Annotated in this window: 16 protein-coding genes; 2 read left to right on the top strand and 14 right to left on the bottom strand. The window is 72.2% G+C overall.

The annotated features are described in order from the left end of the window. Positions 1-22: 22 nt before the first annotated feature. From O7543_RS03085 to O7543_RS03025, 13 genes are all read right to left on the bottom strand, one after another. A complete protein-coding gene (locus O7543_RS03085; RefSeq protein ID WP_281555283.1) occupies positions 23-1,495 on the bottom strand; it encodes an aldehyde dehydrogenase family protein in 1,473 nt (490 codons plus the stop codon). 140 nt (positions 1,496-1,635) lie between these two features. Continuing rightward, on the bottom strand, positions 1,636-2,661 hold the full coding sequence (locus tag O7543_RS03080; RefSeq protein WP_281555284.1) for an MBL fold metallo-hydrolase: 1,026 nt from the start codon (positions 2,659-2,661) through the stop codon (positions 1,636-1,638). 118 nt (positions 2,662-2,779) lie between these two features. Continuing rightward, positions 2,780-4,384, bottom strand: a complete 1,605-nt coding sequence (locus O7543_RS03075; RefSeq protein ID WP_281555285.1) for a polyamine aminopropyltransferase — start codon at positions 4,382-4,384, stop codon at positions 2,780-2,782. A gap of 33 nt (positions 4,385-4,417) precedes the next feature. After that, positions 4,418-4,843: a DUF350 domain-containing protein gene (locus O7543_RS03070; RefSeq protein ID WP_123602248.1), complete on the bottom strand. Its 426-nt coding sequence runs from the start codon at positions 4,841-4,843 to the stop codon at positions 4,418-4,420. A gap of 31 nt (positions 4,844-4,874) precedes the next feature. Further along, positions 4,875-5,300, bottom strand: a complete 426-nt coding sequence (locus O7543_RS03065) for a DUF4247 domain-containing protein (RefSeq protein WP_123602249.1) — start codon at positions 5,298-5,300, stop codon at positions 4,875-4,877. Then, positions 5,297-5,848: a DUF2617 family protein gene (locus O7543_RS03060; RefSeq protein WP_281555286.1), complete on the bottom strand. Its 552-nt coding sequence runs from the start codon at positions 5,846-5,848 to the stop codon at positions 5,297-5,299. The genes O7543_RS03065 and O7543_RS03060 overlap by 4 nt, the downstream gene beginning before the upstream one ends. Position 5,849: 1 nt before the next feature. Further along, on the bottom strand, positions 5,850-6,515 hold the full coding sequence (locus O7543_RS03055; protein WP_281555601.1) for a DUF4178 domain-containing protein: 666 nt from the start codon (positions 6,513-6,515) through the stop codon (positions 5,850-5,852). Positions 6,516-6,626: 111 nt separating this feature from the next. Beyond that, positions 6,627-7,274 (bottom strand): dienelactone hydrolase family protein, encoded by a 648-nt coding sequence (locus O7543_RS03050; protein ID WP_281555287.1) that lies wholly within the window; start codon positions 7,272-7,274, stop codon positions 6,627-6,629. A gap of 99 nt (positions 7,275-7,373) precedes the next feature. Then, positions 7,374-9,521, bottom strand: coding sequence for an aminodeoxychorismate synthase component I (gene pabB, locus O7543_RS03045; protein ID WP_281555288.1), 2,148 nt, complete (start codon positions 9,519-9,521; stop codon positions 7,374-7,376). A gap of 105 nt (positions 9,522-9,626) precedes the next feature. Continuing rightward, on the bottom strand, positions 9,627-9,881 hold the full coding sequence (locus O7543_RS03040; RefSeq protein WP_281555289.1) for a hypothetical protein: 255 nt from the start codon (positions 9,879-9,881) through the stop codon (positions 9,627-9,629). Between the two features lie 68 nt (positions 9,882-9,949). After that, the gene (locus tag O7543_RS03035) at positions 9,950-10,924 is read right to left on the bottom strand and encodes a hypothetical protein (RefSeq protein ID WP_281555290.1); all 975 of its coding nucleotides are present in this window, start codon (positions 10,922-10,924) and stop codon (positions 9,950-9,952) included. Then, positions 10,924-12,261, bottom strand: coding sequence for a choice-of-anchor B family protein (locus tag O7543_RS03030; RefSeq protein ID WP_281555291.1), 1,338 nt, complete (start codon positions 12,259-12,261; stop codon positions 10,924-10,926). Before O7543_RS03030 ends, O7543_RS03035 begins: the two co-directional genes overlap by 1 nt. A gap of 165 nt (positions 12,262-12,426) precedes the next feature. Further along, complete coding sequence (locus O7543_RS03025; protein ID WP_281555292.1) at positions 12,427-13,215, bottom strand: SAM-dependent methyltransferase; 789 nt, start codon at positions 13,213-13,215, stop codon at positions 12,427-12,429. A 385-nt stretch (positions 13,216-13,600) separates the two neighbouring features. Between O7543_RS03025 and O7543_RS03020 the strand changes: the two genes are divergently transcribed. Both O7543_RS03020 and O7543_RS03015 read left to right on the top strand, forming a co-directional pair. Further along, a complete protein-coding gene (locus O7543_RS03020) occupies positions 13,601-13,759 on the top strand; it encodes a hypothetical protein (RefSeq protein ID WP_281555293.1) in 159 nt (52 codons plus the stop codon). A 25-nt stretch (positions 13,760-13,784) separates the two neighbouring features. Continuing rightward, entirely contained in the window at positions 13,785-14,711 is a 927-nt protein-coding gene (locus O7543_RS03015) for a low temperature requirement protein A (protein ID WP_281555294.1), read from the top strand. On the opposite strand, the gene O7543_RS03010 is transcribed toward O7543_RS03015, so the two are convergent. After that, positions 14,617-15,816 (bottom strand): helix-turn-helix domain-containing protein, encoded by a 1,200-nt coding sequence (locus O7543_RS03010; protein WP_281555295.1) that lies wholly within the window; start codon positions 15,814-15,816, stop codon positions 14,617-14,619. The genes O7543_RS03015 and O7543_RS03010 overlap by 95 nt on opposite strands. Positions 15,817-15,824: the final 8 nt, after the last annotated feature.

Here is a 15,824-nt window from a genome sequence, read left to right as displayed (position 1 = left end):
ACCGACGGTCCGCCGGACAAGCTCATTCGTCGATCGCCAGCAGTACGTTCTTGACCCGGCTGAACTCCAGCAGTCCGGCGAGCCCGCCGACCTTGCCGTAGCCGCTCTGTTTCACCCCGCCGAACGGCGCGAACGGCCCGGCGGGCGCGCCGGCCCCGTTGACCCCGACGTTGCCGACGGCCAGCGCCGAGGCAACCCGCATCGCCCGGTCGACGTCGCGGGTGTGCACATAGCCGGCGAGCCCGTACCGGCTGGCGTTGGCCGCCTCGACCGCCTCGGCTTCGCCGTCGAACCGGCAGACCGACAGCACCGGGCCGAAGATCTCCTCGGTGGCGAGCTCACTGTGCGGGTCGACGTCAGAGAAGACGGTCGGGGCGACGTAGTAGCCGTCGGCCAGGTCGCCGCCGAGCCGGTGCCCGCCGAGCACCAGGTCACCGGTGTTGTTCTCCCGGGCCTGGTCGATGGTCCCGACGACCCGCTCGCAGGCGGCCGCGTCGATCAGCGGTCCCATCCGGGCCGCCGGGTCGAACGGGTCGCCGACGGTGACCGCGCGCAGACCGTCCAGCAGCCGGCCGAGCACCTCGTCGTACACGTCGTCGTGGACGAACATCCGGGTCGGGATGGTGCAGCCCTGGCCGCTGTTGGCCGTGATCAGCAGCGCGAACCGGCAGGCCCGGTCGAGGTCGGCGTCCGGGAAGACCAGCGACGCGCTCTTGCCGCCGAGTTCCAGCAGCAGCGGCTTGAGCGTCGGGGCGGCCGCCGCCTGGATCCGGGCCGCCGTCGCCGGACCGCCGACGAACCCGATCTTGTCCACCTCGGGGTGGCGGACCAGGGCGTCGCCGACCGCCGGGCCGCCGGGCAGGACGTTGACCACGCCGGGTGGCAGCCCGGCCTCGGCGCAGAGTCGGCCGAACCGCAACGCCGCGAACGGGGCCTGCTCCGGTGGTTTGACGATGACCGTGCACCCGGCGGCCAGCGCCGGGGCGACGGTGGTCTGGATGTTGGCCAGCGGATGGTTCCAGGTGAGGATCGCGCCGACCACGCCGACCGGTTCCAGCAGGGTCAGGTCCAGCGCTCCGGGCATCCGCAGCGCATCGCCGGCGGCCTTGTCCAGCCAGCCGGCGTAGTAGTCGAAGAAGGTCTGGCCGGTGGTGTAGCGGCCGTACGACAGGGCCGCCGGGGTGCCGACCTCGAGCGCGTTGATCGCGGCGAGGTCGGCGGCGCTGGCCCGGATCAGGTCGCCGAGGCGGGACAGCGCCTGGCGGCGCCGGTCGGTGGGCCAACTGCGCCAGCCGGGGGCGGCTGCCCGGGCGGCGGCGACCGCCTCGTCCACCTCGGCGGCCCCGGCCAGGGCGAAGCTCTGCTGGACGCGGCCGGTGCCCGGGTCGATGTGGTCGCGTCGACCGCCGGTGCCGGTGTCGCGCCACTGTCCGTCGATCAGAATGCCGGGGCGTAGCAGGCTGGTCGGGTCCGCCGGTCGGTTGATCACCGTCATCGACGGCCACCGTGGGCCAGGATTGGTGTCGGGTCGGCTGACAGCATCACGATCACCTCACAAGCGCTTGCTTGGCGCCTGACACTACCGCATCCCACACCGCCGCGAAACCCGTGGTCAGTCCACAGGTAAACCCGTGGTCAGGCCACCGGCCGGTACGCTGTCACGCCGTCCATCCGGTGCGTCGCCACCCGGCCCTGCTCGGCCAGCAGGTCGAGATGCAACGCCGTCTCGTTGACCGCCAGCATCCGGTGGTACGGCGGCAGGTCGTCGAGCGCCCGGCGACGTCGGGTCCAGGGCAGGGTCCGCGCCACCTGGTACGCGGTCCACGCGCCGGCACCGACCGCGGCCGCCATCTCGGCCAACCGGTCCCGGTGATGGGCCAGCAATTCGTCCACCCGTCGGTGGACGCTGTCGCCCACCGGCCCGTGCGCCGGCAGCAGCAGCGCGTCCGGCAACGCACGTACCGCCCGCAGCGACTCCAGGTACCGGCCCAGCGGGCGGTGCGCCGCCACCGCCTCGAAGCCGACCGACGGGGTGATGCCTGGCAACACGTGGTCACCGGCGAAGAGCAGCCCGGCCTGCGGGTCACGGAAGACGTAGTGCCCGGCGGTGTGACCCGGGGTCGGCAACGCCCGCAACCGGCGGCCGGACAACGGCACCTCACGCTCACCGGACAGCCACTCGTCCGGCGGTTGCCAGTCGAGTTCCGGCTGCTCCGCGTCGGCGGTCAACCGCTTCACCTGGTCGGCGAGGTCGGCGGCACCGGCGGCACGCAACTGGGCCAGCGGTGCGGCGTACGGCTCGTCGGTGCCGGCCGCCATGAACTCCAGGCTGGGCCGCTCCCCCGCCCCGAGCGCGATCGGCACCCCGGTTTCCCGGCGGATCGCGACCGCCTGCGAATAGTGGTCCTGGTGGATGTGGGTGACGAGGAAGCGGCGGATCGCGGCGAGGTCGTGACCTCGGTCACCGAGCGCCGCCTCGAGAGCCTTGCGGGCGGCCGGCACCGCCCAACCGGCGTCGACCAGCACCAGCCCGGCGTCGTCCTCGATCGCGTAGACGTTGACCGCCCGCAGCGCGTCGTCGGGCATCGGCAGCGGAATCCGGTACACCCCGTCCGCGACCGGGTGTGCCCCCGGCGTCATCCAGTCCGACCCCGTCGCCATCGGGCGCCCCCTCGTGCTGACCAACCGGCCACCGACAATACCGGTCGCTTGCTTGGCTGCCGGTGGTACCGCTCACCCGTCGCCGGTGATCGTCCACACATCCAGCGGACACGGTGGATCAGTAGCCGCGCCACGCCGCCCGACTGTAGGTGAGCACCCGGGGGTCCAGCAGCGTCGACGGCTCGACCGGCACCGGACCCCGGTCCGGCGGAAAGACCTGCGCCGCCCGCAGCACCTCAGGGCCCAGGAAGCGCAGCGTGGGCGCCTCCGCAGGTACCTGCGGCGTCGGCACCGGGCCGTCCCCCTCGCCGTCGGCGACCGCGAGCAGGAAACCCCAGTCACCGAACGACGGGACATCGACGTGGTACGGCCGCGTCGTCCAGCCCGCATGCCGCACCGACGCCTCGATGCACCAGAAGGCACGCGGCGCGAAGTACGGGGACCCGGCCTGCACCACCATCCGGCCCTGCGGGCCGAGGGCCTGCCGGACCAGCGAGTAGAACTCCACCGAGTAGAGCTTCGCCGTCGCGGTCTGGTCCGGGTCCGGCAGATCGACGACGACCGCGTCGAACAGCCCCGGTGCGCCGCGCAGCCAGGCGAACGCGTCGGCGTGCACCAGGCGTACCCGTGGATCGTCGAAGGCCGCGCCGTTGAGCGCCCGGATGTCCGGCTCGGCCCGGGCCAACGCGACCACCGCCTGGTCCAGCTCGACGACCGTCACCGAGGCGACATCGGGGTAGCGCAGCACCTCGCGCAGGGCCAGCCCGTCCCCGCCGCCGAGCAGCAGCACCCGGTCCCGCCGACCGGCCAGCGCCGGATGGACCAACGCCTCGTGGTAGCGGTACTCGTCCACCGAGCTGAACTGCAGATCCCCGTCGAGGTACAGCCGCAGATCGGAGCCGTCGGCGACCGGCGACACCGCCCGGGTCAGGACGATCTCCTGGTAGCGGCTGCGTTCGGCGTGCACCACCGGATCCCGGTAGAGCTGCTGGCGCGCGGTCACCTCGAAGTCCGCCGCCACCAGATAGGCACCGGCCAGCGTCGCCATCACCACGGTGGCGGCCAGGACGACCCCGGCCCGGCCGCGCCGGCCGAGATCACCCCGGAAGACCGTGCCGACCAGCAGGATTCCGGCCAGCGCGTTCACCGCGCCGACCAGCAGCGCCCCACGCAACTGGCCGAAGAACGGGATCAGCAGGAACGGGAAGGCCAGACCGCCCAGCAGGGCACCGACGTAGTCGGCCGCGAACAGGTCGGCGACCGCGCTACCGGCCGACTGCGCCCGGATCCGCTGCAGCAGGACCATCAGCAGCGGAATCTCCGCCCCGATCAGCAGCCCCAGCACGAACGCGGTCGCCACCAGCGCGGGCGCGTAGAGGTCCAGCCAGGCAAAGGCGGCGTACAGGCCCAGCACCGACAACCCGCCGAGCAGCGCCAGGGTGAGCTCGACCGCGGCGAAGGCGACCACCGCGCGGTGCTGCAGCGGCTTGGCCGCCAACGCGCCGACGCCCATCGCGAAGACCATCACGCCCAGCACGATCGACGCCTGGCCGACAGTGTCACCGATCAGGTAGCTGCCGAGGGCGACCAGCGCCAACTCGTACACCAGGCCGCAGGCCGCGCAGACGAAGACCGCGGCCAGGACCGCCGGGCGGGCCAGCCGGGCGTACCGGGTGACGGGGCCGGCACCGTCACCCGGCGCCGGCACCACGACCGCCGACATCAACCGACCACCGACGACAGCTGCTCGCCGACATCAGCTGATCGCCGCCGCCACGATGGCACCGGTGGCAAGGTGGATGGTCGCGCTGACCCAGACCGCCGGGTGCGGCTCCCGGTCCACCAGAATGTCCCCGAGGCGGCCCGGGGTGACCGCGTCCAGCAGCACGAACGACACCGCCATCACGAGCAGGCCGAGCAGCCCGTACCCGGCGGTGCCGACCAGGCCGGTGACGAAGCTGTTCTCCCCGGCGGCGATCGCGGCCACGACGATGGTGCCCACCGCGAACAGGTTCGAGGCGAGCAGCACGGTCGCGTTGCGGTTGCGCTGCGCCCAGATGAGTTCGTGCAGCTTGCCCGGGGTGACCAGGTCGACCAGCAGGTAGCCGAGCGCCATCAGGACCAGACCCACCCCGGCGTACGCCAGGGTGAGCAGCAGATCGACGAACAGAGTGCGGAACATGTGCCAACTCCAGGTGGTGGGATGGGGGTGGTTACTTGCCGGTGCCGGGACCGCCGCCCCGGATCGTGCTGCCGCGCTGCCAGTTCCACGAGTTGCCGACGACGGAGCGGTACCGGGGGTACGCGGTCGTCATGCGTTCCAGCAGGATCAGCGAGCCGGCGGCGATCGGCAGGATGACCACCGAGTCGTCGCCGTAGCGCAGGTAGTGACGGTCACCGACGGTGTACTGGTCGGCCGGGCTGAACGCCCGGGTGAGCTGCTGCGCCACCTGGCGCGGTGGCAGGTCGGAGCGGTACCCCTCGGCGTCGGAGCCGATGTCGTCGACCACCGAGCGGGCGTAGCTGCGCTCGACGTAGCCGCGGGCGGAGAAGGTGCCGGCGGCCAGCCCGCAGCACGACACGATCACGCCCACCAGAGCGAGGACCACGCCACCGACGATCCACTTGCGGGAAGTCACCGTACTGTCACCACCGTCTCGGTCTCGACCAACTCGGCTGTCTGCGGGTACGCATGCCAGGTGCGCCAACTGATCCGTGCACCATCGATCCGGGCGTGCAGCGCGGTGAGTGCGTCGGGGCTGCCCGGGAAGACGCCGACCAGGGCATGCGGGTCGCCGGTCAGCTGCCGGCGGAGGTGGTCGGCCCGCCCGGCGAGCTCGCCGGCCGACAGCCGAAGCGCCCGCGCGGCGAACCGGTAGCCGTCATCGGCGTCCACCACCGCCGGCAGGTCGGGCGGGTGACCGGGCAGGCAGGCGAGCGTCTCGACCAGGTCATGGCCGGCGGTACGCAGCACGACCTGGTGCGAGGCCCCGAGTAACCGCAGGCGCAGCAGCCCTGCCGGCTGCGAACCGGGCGGCTGCGAACCGGAGCTGGAGCGGGCACCGCCGCCGGCGCCCGGCAGCGGCAGCTCGAGCACGTGCAGGGCGGGTCGCTCGGCCAGACCCAGCGCGAAGCTGAGCTCCGCCGCGCTGGTGTCGACGTACGGTGCGTCCAGGGCGACCAGCATGTCAGGCCTTCCCGACGGTAGGTGCCTGACCGGCGGAGGGGTAGATCATCACCTCGGCGCGGTGCAGCACCTCGCCGAAGCCGACCTCCCACCGGCCCGAGTCGCCAAAGCCTTCGAAGGACAGCCGGGCGTTGTCCGGGGCGGTGTAGTCGAAGTAGCGCACGAAGCCGCTGGGGGCCAGCCCGGTCGCCCCGACGCTGGTGAACCGGGCCTGGCCGGACTCGTCAAGCCGGTACCGGCGCCCGGCGACGTCCACCGCAGCCGGGCCGGGCTGCAGGTGTTGCAGGTCGGGCCCGGCCGCCCGCCACAACACCAGCTCCAGGTCGGGATCGGACTCGACGGAGAGCCACAGCTTGTCGCCCCGCGCGTCGTCGAGGAAGTGCTCGCTCCAGGTCCAGCTGCCCTCGGCGAAGTGCAGGCTGCCGCGGACCGCGTACGACTGTGCCCGGATCTCCACGATGTCGCCGGGGCCGAGGCGACGCGGATCGCCACGCAGCGCGTCGGTGTCCCCGGTGTGGAACGGGTCGACCGGTCCCCCACCGGACCTTCTTCGAGAGCTGCCGCCGCGGGTCCGGGTCTGCCACACGGCGATCGCCGCCACCACCACACCAGCCGTCGCGATCAGGCATCCCAGCCCGGTCACCAGGTAAGCAATGGTCCCGTTCATCATCGCCGCCGTCCTCCGCACGTCGCACCGGTCGACGACCGTAACAAGTGCGCGCACGTCACTCACCGGTAGCGCGACTAAGTGACGGGTCAGCTACAGAAAGCAGCGACTTCAGTGCAGGTGTGTGTCGAACCATCCGGCGGCGTCGGCGGCGACCCGGTCCAGCGCGCCCGGCTCGGCGAACAGGTGACCGGCGCCTGGCACCACCCGCAGGTCGTGCGGAGCCCGCAGGGCAGCCGCAGCCGCCGCGTTGAGCTCTGCGACCTGCGGATCAAGCTCCCCGACCAGCAGCAGGGTCGGTGCCCGCACCTCGGCCAGGACGTTCCCGGCCAGGTCCGGCCGACCGCCCCGCGACACCACGGCACCGACCCGTTCCGGCCGGGACGCGGCGGCACTCAGCGCCGCCGCCGCGCCGGTGCTGGCGCCGAACAGCCCTACCGGTAGGCCGTCGAGCTCCGGCTGTTCGACGGCCCAGTCCACCACCGCGGTCAGCCGCCGGCTGAGCAGGGCGATGTCGAAGCGCAGTTGGGCGGTGGTCGCGTCGATCTGCTCCTCTTCCTTGGTCAGCAGATCGGCCAGGACGGTCGCGAGGCCGGTCGCGTGCAGCCGGCCGGCCACCATCCGGTTGCGTGGACTGAGCCGGGAGCTGCCGCTGCCGTGGGCGAACAGCACCACCGCGCGGGTGCGGGCGGGCACCACCACGTCAGCGTCGAGCGCGACGTCGACGGCGGGGACGCGGGTCGCAGTGTCCTGGGCCACCTGGGCCGGATACCCGGCCGGCGACCGGTCATGCCTGCGACTTGACGATCAACCGTTGGCCGGCGGATCGCCCTGGCTGCCGGTGTCCAGCTCACCCCGTTATTGGACCGACCTGGTGGCCGACCGGTACGCGACGAGCAGTGCCCGTGCCTTGAGCATCGTCTCGTCGTACTCGTCGGCCGGGTCGGAGTCCAGCACGATGGCACCGCCGGTGCCGACGGTGAATCCGTCGCCGGTCAGCACCGCGGTACGGATCACGATGCTGAGATCGGCACCACCGCCAAGGCCGAAGTAGCCGAGGGCACCGGAGTAGATCCCCCGGGCCCGCTGCTCCAGCCGGTCGATGATCTCCATGGTGCGCAGCTTCGGCGCACCAGTCATTGACCCGCCGGGGAAACACGACCGTACGCAGTCGACCGCGCCTACCGACGGACGCAGCCGCCCTTCGACGGTGGACACCAGTTGGTGCAGGGTGGAATAGGTCTCGGTGGCCAGGAACCGGGGAACGCGCACCGAGCCGACCTCGCAGACCCGGCCGAGATCGTTGCGGAGCAGGTCGACGATCATCAGGTTCTCGGCCCGGGTCTTGGGCGAGCTGGCCAGCGTACGACGTAGACGGTCGTCCTCGTCGGCGTCGTCCGCGCGGGCCGAGGTGCCCTTCACCGGGCTACTGTCGACCCGGCCGTCCGGGCGGATGCGCAGGAACCGTTCCGGTGAGGAGCTGGCCACGGCGATGTCGTCCAGCCGCAGGTAGGCGGCGTAGGGCGCGGGGTTGGTCCGGCGCAGCGTCTGGTAGTAGGCCAGCGGATCCGCGACCGGTGGCAGCCGCAACTGGTTGGTCAGGCAGATCTCGTAGCTCTCGCCGCGGCGCAGCTGAGTGCGGGCCGCGTCGACGTCAGCGAGGTAGTGGCTGCGGTCGCGGGCGGACGTCACCCACCGCCGCAGGTCCGTCCCGGCGGGCGGTGCCGCCGACTTGCCGGACGGCCCGGGCCGCGCCGACGACGGCACCACCCGCAGCCGGGTCGCCGTCGCCGCCAGCCAGTCCCGGGCGGCGCGCTGCCCGGCGTCGTCGACGCTCAGCGCCACCAGGTAGGTGCGCCGGTGTAAATGGTCGACGGCCACCAGCCGGTCGGCGAAGATCCAGACCGCGTCGGGGGTGTCGGCCCGGCGGGCGGTGGTGGGCGCGCAGTCGGCCTTCATTTCGTAGCCGAGATAGCCGACGTAGCCGCCGGCGAAGTCGAACGGCAGCTCGGCTGGGGGCATCCGCCGCCGCGCCAACCGCTGGCGCAGCACGTCGAGTATGCCGCCGGGCTCCTGCTCGACCGGACGGGCCGGCCGGCGCACCTCGACCCGGCCGCTGCCGACCCGGTAGCTGAGCACCTCGGCCAGCGGTCCGTCGGCGTCACCGAGGAAGGAGAACCGGGAACGCCCGGCCGCGACGTCGGCGCCGTCGAGCCAGTACGCGTACTGTGCGTCGGCGTACAGCTCCAGGAAGGCCGCCTCGGTGTCGATCTCCGTGTCGACGACCGTCACGTCGCACCGCCAGCCGGGGTCGGCAGCCGCAGGGTCAGGGGCCGGCTGCCGGGTTGTCACCGACGCGGTGGCGGCGCGGCGCGGCCCGGCCGTCACCGGACGGACGGTGGCGGTATCAGTGGCGGTGGCTGGCCCGACGGCCCGCGCCAGGGCCAGGAAGTTGCCGACCAACCGGGCGCCGTGTTCGGTGCCGATCGACTCCGGATGGAACTGCACACCCCAGCGGGGCAACCGACGGTGCGTCACCGCCATCACCGTGCCGTCGGCGGCCCTCGCGCTCACCATGAGGTCCGCCGGCACCGGTTCGGTCACCTGCAGCGAGTGGTACCGGACCGCCGCGAAACCCTGGGGTATGCCGGCGAACAGTCCGGTGCCGGTGTGCCGCACCCGGTCGACCTGGCCGTGCCGGGCCCGTCGCTGGTCGACCCGCGCGCCGGCGTGCAACGCGATCGCCTGGTGACCGAGGCACACCCCGAGCACCGGCAGATCACGCCGACGGTCGAGCAATTCCCACCCCCAGCCGAGGTCGGTCACCCGGTGCGGCCGACCTGGGCCGGGCGAGATCACCACGCACTGCGCGGCGATCTGGTCGACGGCGGCGAGCCGGGGGTCGTCGTTGGCCAGCACGGTCGGCTCGCTGCCGGCGACCGCCGCGAGCAGCTGGAAGAGGTTGTACGTGTAGGAGTCGTAGTTGTCGACCAGCAGGATCCGCACCCGCCACCTCCCACCGCGTCACGGCACCGGCCGATTGTCCACCATCCGCCGGAGCGTGTTCTCGCGGTCGCCGACGGCGCCGGCGCCGGCAGGTACCGGAACGGCTCACCTGTCGGCCTCCGGGGCGGTCTCACCGACCAGTCGTTCGACGGTCGCCGGCGCGTACACCCGGGCACGGCCTACCAGCGCGACGATGAGCGGAGCGAGGACCGCGGCGAGGCCGAGGACCGCGGCCTGTTGTGCCTCGGTGAGCGGCAGGCCGAACGCGGTCACCACGCCCAGCAGCGCGGTGACTGCGGCGGTGATGCCGCCCACCGACCACAGCGGTTCGGAACTGCCCGGATTAGGGGTGACGGTCACGGGAAACCTCCTGGTCGAGCGGACACCGCCAAGACGCGGGACCGGGCCGGGAGGTTGACCGGTGCTGGTCAGATCGCGGTGACACTGAACTCTGCGGTCCGCACCACCTGACCGTGCTGGAATTCGAAGAACAGCTGGTAGGTGCCGGCCGACGGGACCTGGACGGCGAACGCCACCACCGAGCTCGGGTTGGTCGCCGGGGCCGGATGCACGTGCAGGTAGCCGAGGTCGCCGTGGCGCAGCGCGACGAGGTGGCCGAACGAGCTGAGATACGGCTCCAGGTCCGGCACCGGCTCGCCGTCGCGGCCGAGCCAGACCAGTACCTGGGAGGCCTCACCTGGACGCAGTCCGCCGTCCAGGGTGACTGTGTAGCCGTCGACCAGGACGGTCGCTTCGTCCACCGGGGCAGCCGGGCGGATCGTGTACCCGCCGGTGACCAGCAGGTCCGCGCCGAGCGTCAACGACGTGTCGGCACCGGCCGGGACGAAGTCGGCGATCATCCGGTAGGCGCCGCCGCCGGGCAGGGTGATGCCCACCCGCCAGGTGCCGGCCGGGTCCCGCTGCGGGTGCAGGTGCTGGTAGCCGGCGAAGTCCCGGCCGACCACGACCAGGTGCAGATCCCGCTCGTGGTTACGCCGGTAGCCGGTCAACGGTGCACCGTCCGGGCCGAGGATCCGAAAGGCCAGCTCGGCGGCGGCCTCGGCGGTGGTCGGAGCATCCAGCAGATCCAGCCGGTATCCGTCCTGGCTGACACCGAGACCGCCGACCACATGTCCGGCGTGGGCGGCGGTGGACCCGCCGACCGCCGACGTACCGGCAGCCGGGCCGGTCGCCCGGCCGGCGACGAACCCGGCGGCGGCGACCAGCAGGGTCAGCGTCGCGGCCGTGACGATCCGGCTGGTCGGTCGGCGGCCGGTCGGTGCCGGGGCAGCACCCGGCGACCCTGGCGGGGCGGCAGCCGGCGACCCCGCCGGCGCGGCAGCCGGCGACCCCGCCGGCGCGGCAGCCGGCGGGGTCGTGTGTCGGGTGGTGGAGGTCGTCATCAGACCGGAATCCGGCGGTCGACGGTCACCGGCCGGTCTGCGGCCGACGTGACAGCGGGCAGGTTCGGCCGGAGCACGAACAGCCCTTGCTCGATGCCGCTGACCACCACCGTTCCGCTGGCGAAGTACGGGTACACACTCCATGCCCCGTTCATCGAGGCGGAGTCGCTCGACGGGTAGACGTCGAAGTACCCAGCTTCGGTCAGCGTCCCGGCGGCGATGCCGCTCAGGTCGAGGATGCGCAGTCCGGCCCGGTAGTTGGCCTGGTAGCTGTAGTTGCCCTTGACGTACTGGTTGTGGTCGGTGGCCGCCGCCGAGGAGGTATGGGTACCGATGTGCCGGGGCGCGTCAAGGTCGTACAGGTCGAAGACGAAGGTCCTCGTCCCGCCACCGGCGCGGGTCTCGTCCAGCTCGTCGTCGAGGACGAAGTACCGGTGGTTGTCGGTGAGCCAGCCCTGATGGGTGTACTGCCGGCCGGAGTACGCGGCCCGGACGATCTGCCGAGGACTGGCCTTGCTGGTCACGTCGACGATGGTTACGGTGTCCTCGTTGGAGCTGACGCAGATCTCCCGGCCGGTGTAGGCGCTGTCCGGGCCCTGGTAGACGACGCACTGGGTGTCGTGGGTGTAGCCGTCCTGGTTGACGCATCCGGCGTAGGCCGGAGATGTGGGCGTCCTGATGTCGATCATGTGCAGGCCGCCCCGGCAGGTGTTCGATCCCACCGCGTACGCGTATCCGGTCTGCTCGTTGATCGCGATGTTGTGCGAGTTGCCGAACCGGTTGTAGTGCGCGTCCGCAGTGAAGGTCTGCGGGCTACCCACGCCGCGCAGCCGGGTCAGGTCGAACACCTGCATTCCGTGGCCACGGACGTCGGCGACGACGAAGGCGTGGTTGCGGTGGACCTTTATGTCGCGCCAGATCGCGGTCCGGTTCTGGTAGGCCGGCAGGTTGCCGAGGTACACCGGCGCGGTGGCATCGGTGACATCGACAAACGAGGTGCCGTTGCGGCGCCCGACGATCGCGTACTCGCGGCCGGTGCCCGGATCCGTCCAGCCCCAGATGTCGTTGGCCTGGCTGCCGCCGATCTGGCTCAGTGGCAGGAAGGCCATCAGGTCCACGTTGCGGCATGGGTAGCCGCCGGCCTGGCCGTTGCTGCAGTTCACCTGCGCCAGCGCGGTGAGCTGCTGGGTTGGCTCCCGCTGGGCCATGAAGGCCACGGCCGAGGACCGGCCGGCGGGTGTGTCGGGGTCGTGAGCCGACGACGCCCCGGGTAGTCCGGCGAGCAGCCCGCCGACCAGGGCCAGTGTGACAGCGGCTGTCGTCCATCGGGTTCGCATCCGGGCCTCCCCTGCCGTCGCTGCGATCGCCGCCGCCGGCTGCCCGTCAGGCGGCTCCCGACCGACCTTCGGACGCCGTCGCGTCGGCTCCTGCGCCAGGCGTGCGACGTCCGAAGTGTCCGGTCAAGAGCCGGGGAGGATACCGAACCGCTCATACCGGATCGGTTATCCGACGCGGGCCATCCCGCCGTAGCCGAGCTGCCGGGACGGAGTCTGTGCGTCCACGTCGAGACCCGGGTCGGGCCGCCAGTCCGCCATCAGGGTCACGCCGGGCTCGACCAACTCCATCCCGTCGAACCAGGAGGTGATGGTGGCCTTGTCCCGGACGTAGAGGTTCGCGCCGACGCCGGCCCGGTAGGCGGCGACCATCCGGTCCACCTGCCCACGGGTCTCCTCGTCCGCGGTGTCCGCGCTGAGGTGCGACATCGCGATGTAGCTGCCCGGTGCAAGCGCGTCCCGGTAGGCCGCGACGAGCCCGGCCGGATCCTCGTCGTCCTGCACGAAGACGAGCAGCCCGCCGAGGACGATGCCGACCGGCTGCGACAGGTCGATCAGCTCGCGGACCGCCGGATGCGACCACACCTGGTCGGGGTACTTGCCATCGACCTCAGCCATCGCCACCAGCGGTTCCGTGGCGAGGATGTCGTCACCATGGACGACAGCCGAATGGTCGTTGTCCACGTAGATCACCCGGGCCTGCGGATCCAGGGCGTGCGCCACCTCGTGCGTGTTGCCGACCGTCGGCAGTCCTGAGGCGATGTCGATGAGCTGCCGCACGCCCCGGCCGACCAGGTAGCGCACCGAACGGCGCAGCCAGTCGCGGTTGCTCCGGGCGAGCAGGTCGACGCTGGGCAGCATCAGCTTGATGCGTTCGGCCCGCTCACGGTCGATCGCGAAGTTGTACAGTCCACCAAGGTAATAGTCGTAGATTCGGGCGATGTTGGCGTTTTCCACATCGGCTCGTACATCGCCCGACTGTCCGATAGTTGCCGTCATTTGCACGACCCTTCAGCGAGATGACGGACACACCGGACAGGCGCGCCCGCGAACACGAATGCTGGCACGGCAACTATAAGTGGGATCATCGAGTCCAGACAGTGCCACGGGATGATCGCACTGGTGCACAGCGACGAGATCCATCGGGCCATTTCCGGGTTTTCCAGTCCGTATCAGCTGTCAGCCGGCCCGGGCCGACGGCGGCCCGACCACTGCCCGGCGTCGATTTTCGGTCCGCCACCCGTCAACGAACTACGATCACCGTAGGTGAACAAGCGCACACCGACGGGTCTGGGTCGGTACGTCCGGACGCAGGTACCGCGAGGCCGCTGCGGAGGCAGGCATGGACGAGACCCGGCCGGCGCGCGGCGGGCTGCGCTCGGTCCGTCCCGGCGCCCGGGTCGACCGGCTGGAGATCTTCTTCGACCTGGTCTTCGTCTTCGCGTTCTACAACAACGCCCGGGTGACCTCACCGGCCAGGGTCTCGTCGCCGGGATGCTGATCCTGGCGCTGCTGTGGTGGGCGTGGTGTTCACACCTGATGCTCGCCAACCGAATCCGGCTCGGGAGGGCATCGCCCCGCTGGTGATGTTCGCGGCGATGGCAGCGGTCTTCACCGCCGCGCTGACCATCCCGCAGGCGTTCACCGACAAGCCGAGCGGCCTGCCCGGTCCGCTGCTGATGGCCGGCTGCTACCTGGTCGTCCGGGGCCTGCACCTGCTGCCGTACCTGGGTCTGTCGTCGAACGTCGTGTTCGCGTTGCAGGTCGGCTGTTGGCTGGCCGCGCTGACGGTCGAGTACGCCGCCGGATACCTGCTGACCACCTGGGGATGGGCGGTGCGGGCGGCCAACCACTGGGTGGAGCGGTTCGAACTCATCCTGATGATCGCGCTGGCCGAACTGATCGTGTCGGTCGGCGTCGGCAGCGACCTGATCGCCCGGCCGGTCACCTGGCCGGCGGGTGGCGGCGCGACCTTCGCGGTGGCGGTCGCCGCCGCCCTGTGGTGGTCACACTTCGACCTGGTCGCGCCGGCCGCGCTGCAGGCGTTCCACGCCACGTTGTTCTTTGTCGCCCAGGTGGGGTTCCAGGCCCGGATGCTCGGCACGGTCACCGTCACCCGGGTCGCGGTCGTCGGTGTGCTGGTCGGGCTCGTTCCGGTCGCCGCCCGGGCGCCGGCGCTGGCTGGTACCGCGCTGCTGGCCGTGGTGTGCGTCGGCCTGGTCCTGGCCGAGCTGGTGCTGCTGCGGAAGTCCCGCCGGCGGCTGCGGGAGGCGTCGATGCACGAGCGGCTGACCCACGAGGCCCGCGAGTCGGCGTGGCGGCAGCGCCGCTACCACCGACCGGCCGGCGCAGGACCGGTCAGCGGGGGTCAGCGGCGGCGAGCACCACCAGCAGCTCGAACCGTCGGTCCGGGTCGTCCAGGTCGCCGCCGAGCAGCGTCCGCAGCCGCCTGAGCCGGTAGCTGACGGTCTGGGGATGGATGAACAGGTCGGCGGCGACCGCCGACCTGGACCCCCAGTGCCGCAGCCAGCTGTGCAGCGTACGCAGCAGTCCGTCGCGCTGGGCGGGCGGCAGCGCGGCGAAGGGCGCCAGCCGGCGGCCGGTCAGCACCGCCAGCGCGTCGGGCTGGCCGTGCAGCGCCAGCACGGTGAGGTGGTCCTCGGCGAAGACGGCGGTACGGTCGACGGGACCGCCCTGGTCGGCTCCGCCGGTCCGGACGACGGTCGCCGCGAGCTCGGCAAGTCGTACCGCCTGGGGCACCTGCGGCCAGGGCAACGCCGGGCCCACCGTGGCCCGCCAGCCGCGCAGTGCGTCGGCCAGCGCCGGTCGGGTGGTCCGGGGGCCGGCGCGCAGCAGCAGTACGGCGTCGCGGCCCCGGTCGACCACGATCCCGTCGGTACCGAACCGGAACCGTGCGTCGCGGGCCTGCCGGGCCGGCAGCACGACCGGCAGCACGGTGGCCAGGTCCCGCCAGCCGGCCCGGGCGGCGGCCGCCGCGACGGTGGCGGCGCCGGCTCCGCCGACCAGCAGCAGTTCGCCGAGCTGCCGGCGGGCCCGGTCGCCCTCACCGGACTGTTCGCGCAGCTGGCGGGCGAACCCGTCGGTGCCGGCCGCAGCCAAATCGTCGACGAAGCCGGTGACCGCGTCGGCGCAGTCGGCAAGGGCCTCGGCGTCGACCGGTCGCACCGTGGCGAGCGCCTGACCGACCTGACGCAGCAGCAGTCGGCCGGCCACCCGCAGGGCGGCGAGCAGTGCCTGGGGGCCACGGTCCTCCCGGGCCTCGGCCGCGCCGAGCGCGACGAAGACCTCCCGCACCCGGGGCGGCAACGCCGGCTCGGTGGTGCCGACCAGATCCAGGAAACGCTGGAGGGCCACGTCGACCGCGGTCCGGACGTCGGCCTGGAGTTTCGGGTCGTCGATCCCGACGAACTCAGGGGTCAGTTCGGTCACCGCGGCGGCCACCGTGTCGACCACCGCCGCCAGCCGGGGCCGCATTGCCGGGGCCAGCTCGACGGGTAGCCGCTGCCAGGGGGTGACGGTCACCGGACGGACGGGCACCCCGCCAT

Source organism: Solwaraspora sp. WMMA2080 (assembly GCF_027497395.1).
Classification (GTDB): domain Bacteria; phylum Actinomycetota; class Actinomycetes; order Mycobacteriales; family Micromonosporaceae; genus Micromonospora_E.
This window is presented reverse-complemented; position numbering and strand designations above follow the sequence as displayed.

What these genes read in the sequence shown, in the direction of transcription:
- O7543_RS03085 (WP_281555283.1), bottom strand. Translation starts at nt 1,495, where the DNA reads ATGACGGTGATCAACCGACCGGCGGACCCGACCAGCCTGCTACGCCCC.
- O7543_RS03080 (WP_281555284.1), bottom strand. Translation starts at nt 2,661, where the DNA reads ATGGCGACGGGGTCGGACTGGATGACGCCGGGGGCACACCCGGTCGCG.
- O7543_RS03075 (WP_281555285.1), bottom strand. Translation starts at nt 4,384, where the DNA reads ATGTCGGCGGTCGTGGTGCCGGCGCCGGGTGACGGTGCCGGCCCCGTC.
- O7543_RS03070 (WP_123602248.1), bottom strand. Translation starts at nt 4,843, where the DNA reads ATGTTCCGCACTCTGTTCGTCGATCTGCTGCTCACCCTGGCGTACGCC.
- O7543_RS03060 (WP_281555286.1), bottom strand. Translation starts at nt 5,848, where the DNA reads ATGCTGGTCGCCCTGGACGCACCGTACGTCGACACCAGCGCGGCGGAG.
- O7543_RS03055 (WP_281555601.1), bottom strand. Translation starts at nt 6,515, where the DNA reads ATGAACGGGACCATTGCTTACCTGGTGACCGGGCTGGGATGCCTGATC.
- O7543_RS03035 (WP_281555290.1), bottom strand. Translation starts at nt 10,924, where the DNA reads ATGACGACCTCCACCACCCGACACACGACCCCGCCGGCTGCCGCGCCG.
- O7543_RS03030 (WP_281555291.1), bottom strand. Translation starts at nt 12,261, where the DNA reads ATGCGAACCCGATGGACGACAGCCGCTGTCACACTGGCCCTGGTCGGC.
- O7543_RS03020 (WP_281555293.1), top strand. Translation starts at nt 13,601, where the DNA reads ATGGACGAGACCCGGCCGGCGCGCGGCGGGCTGCGCTCGGTCCGTCCC.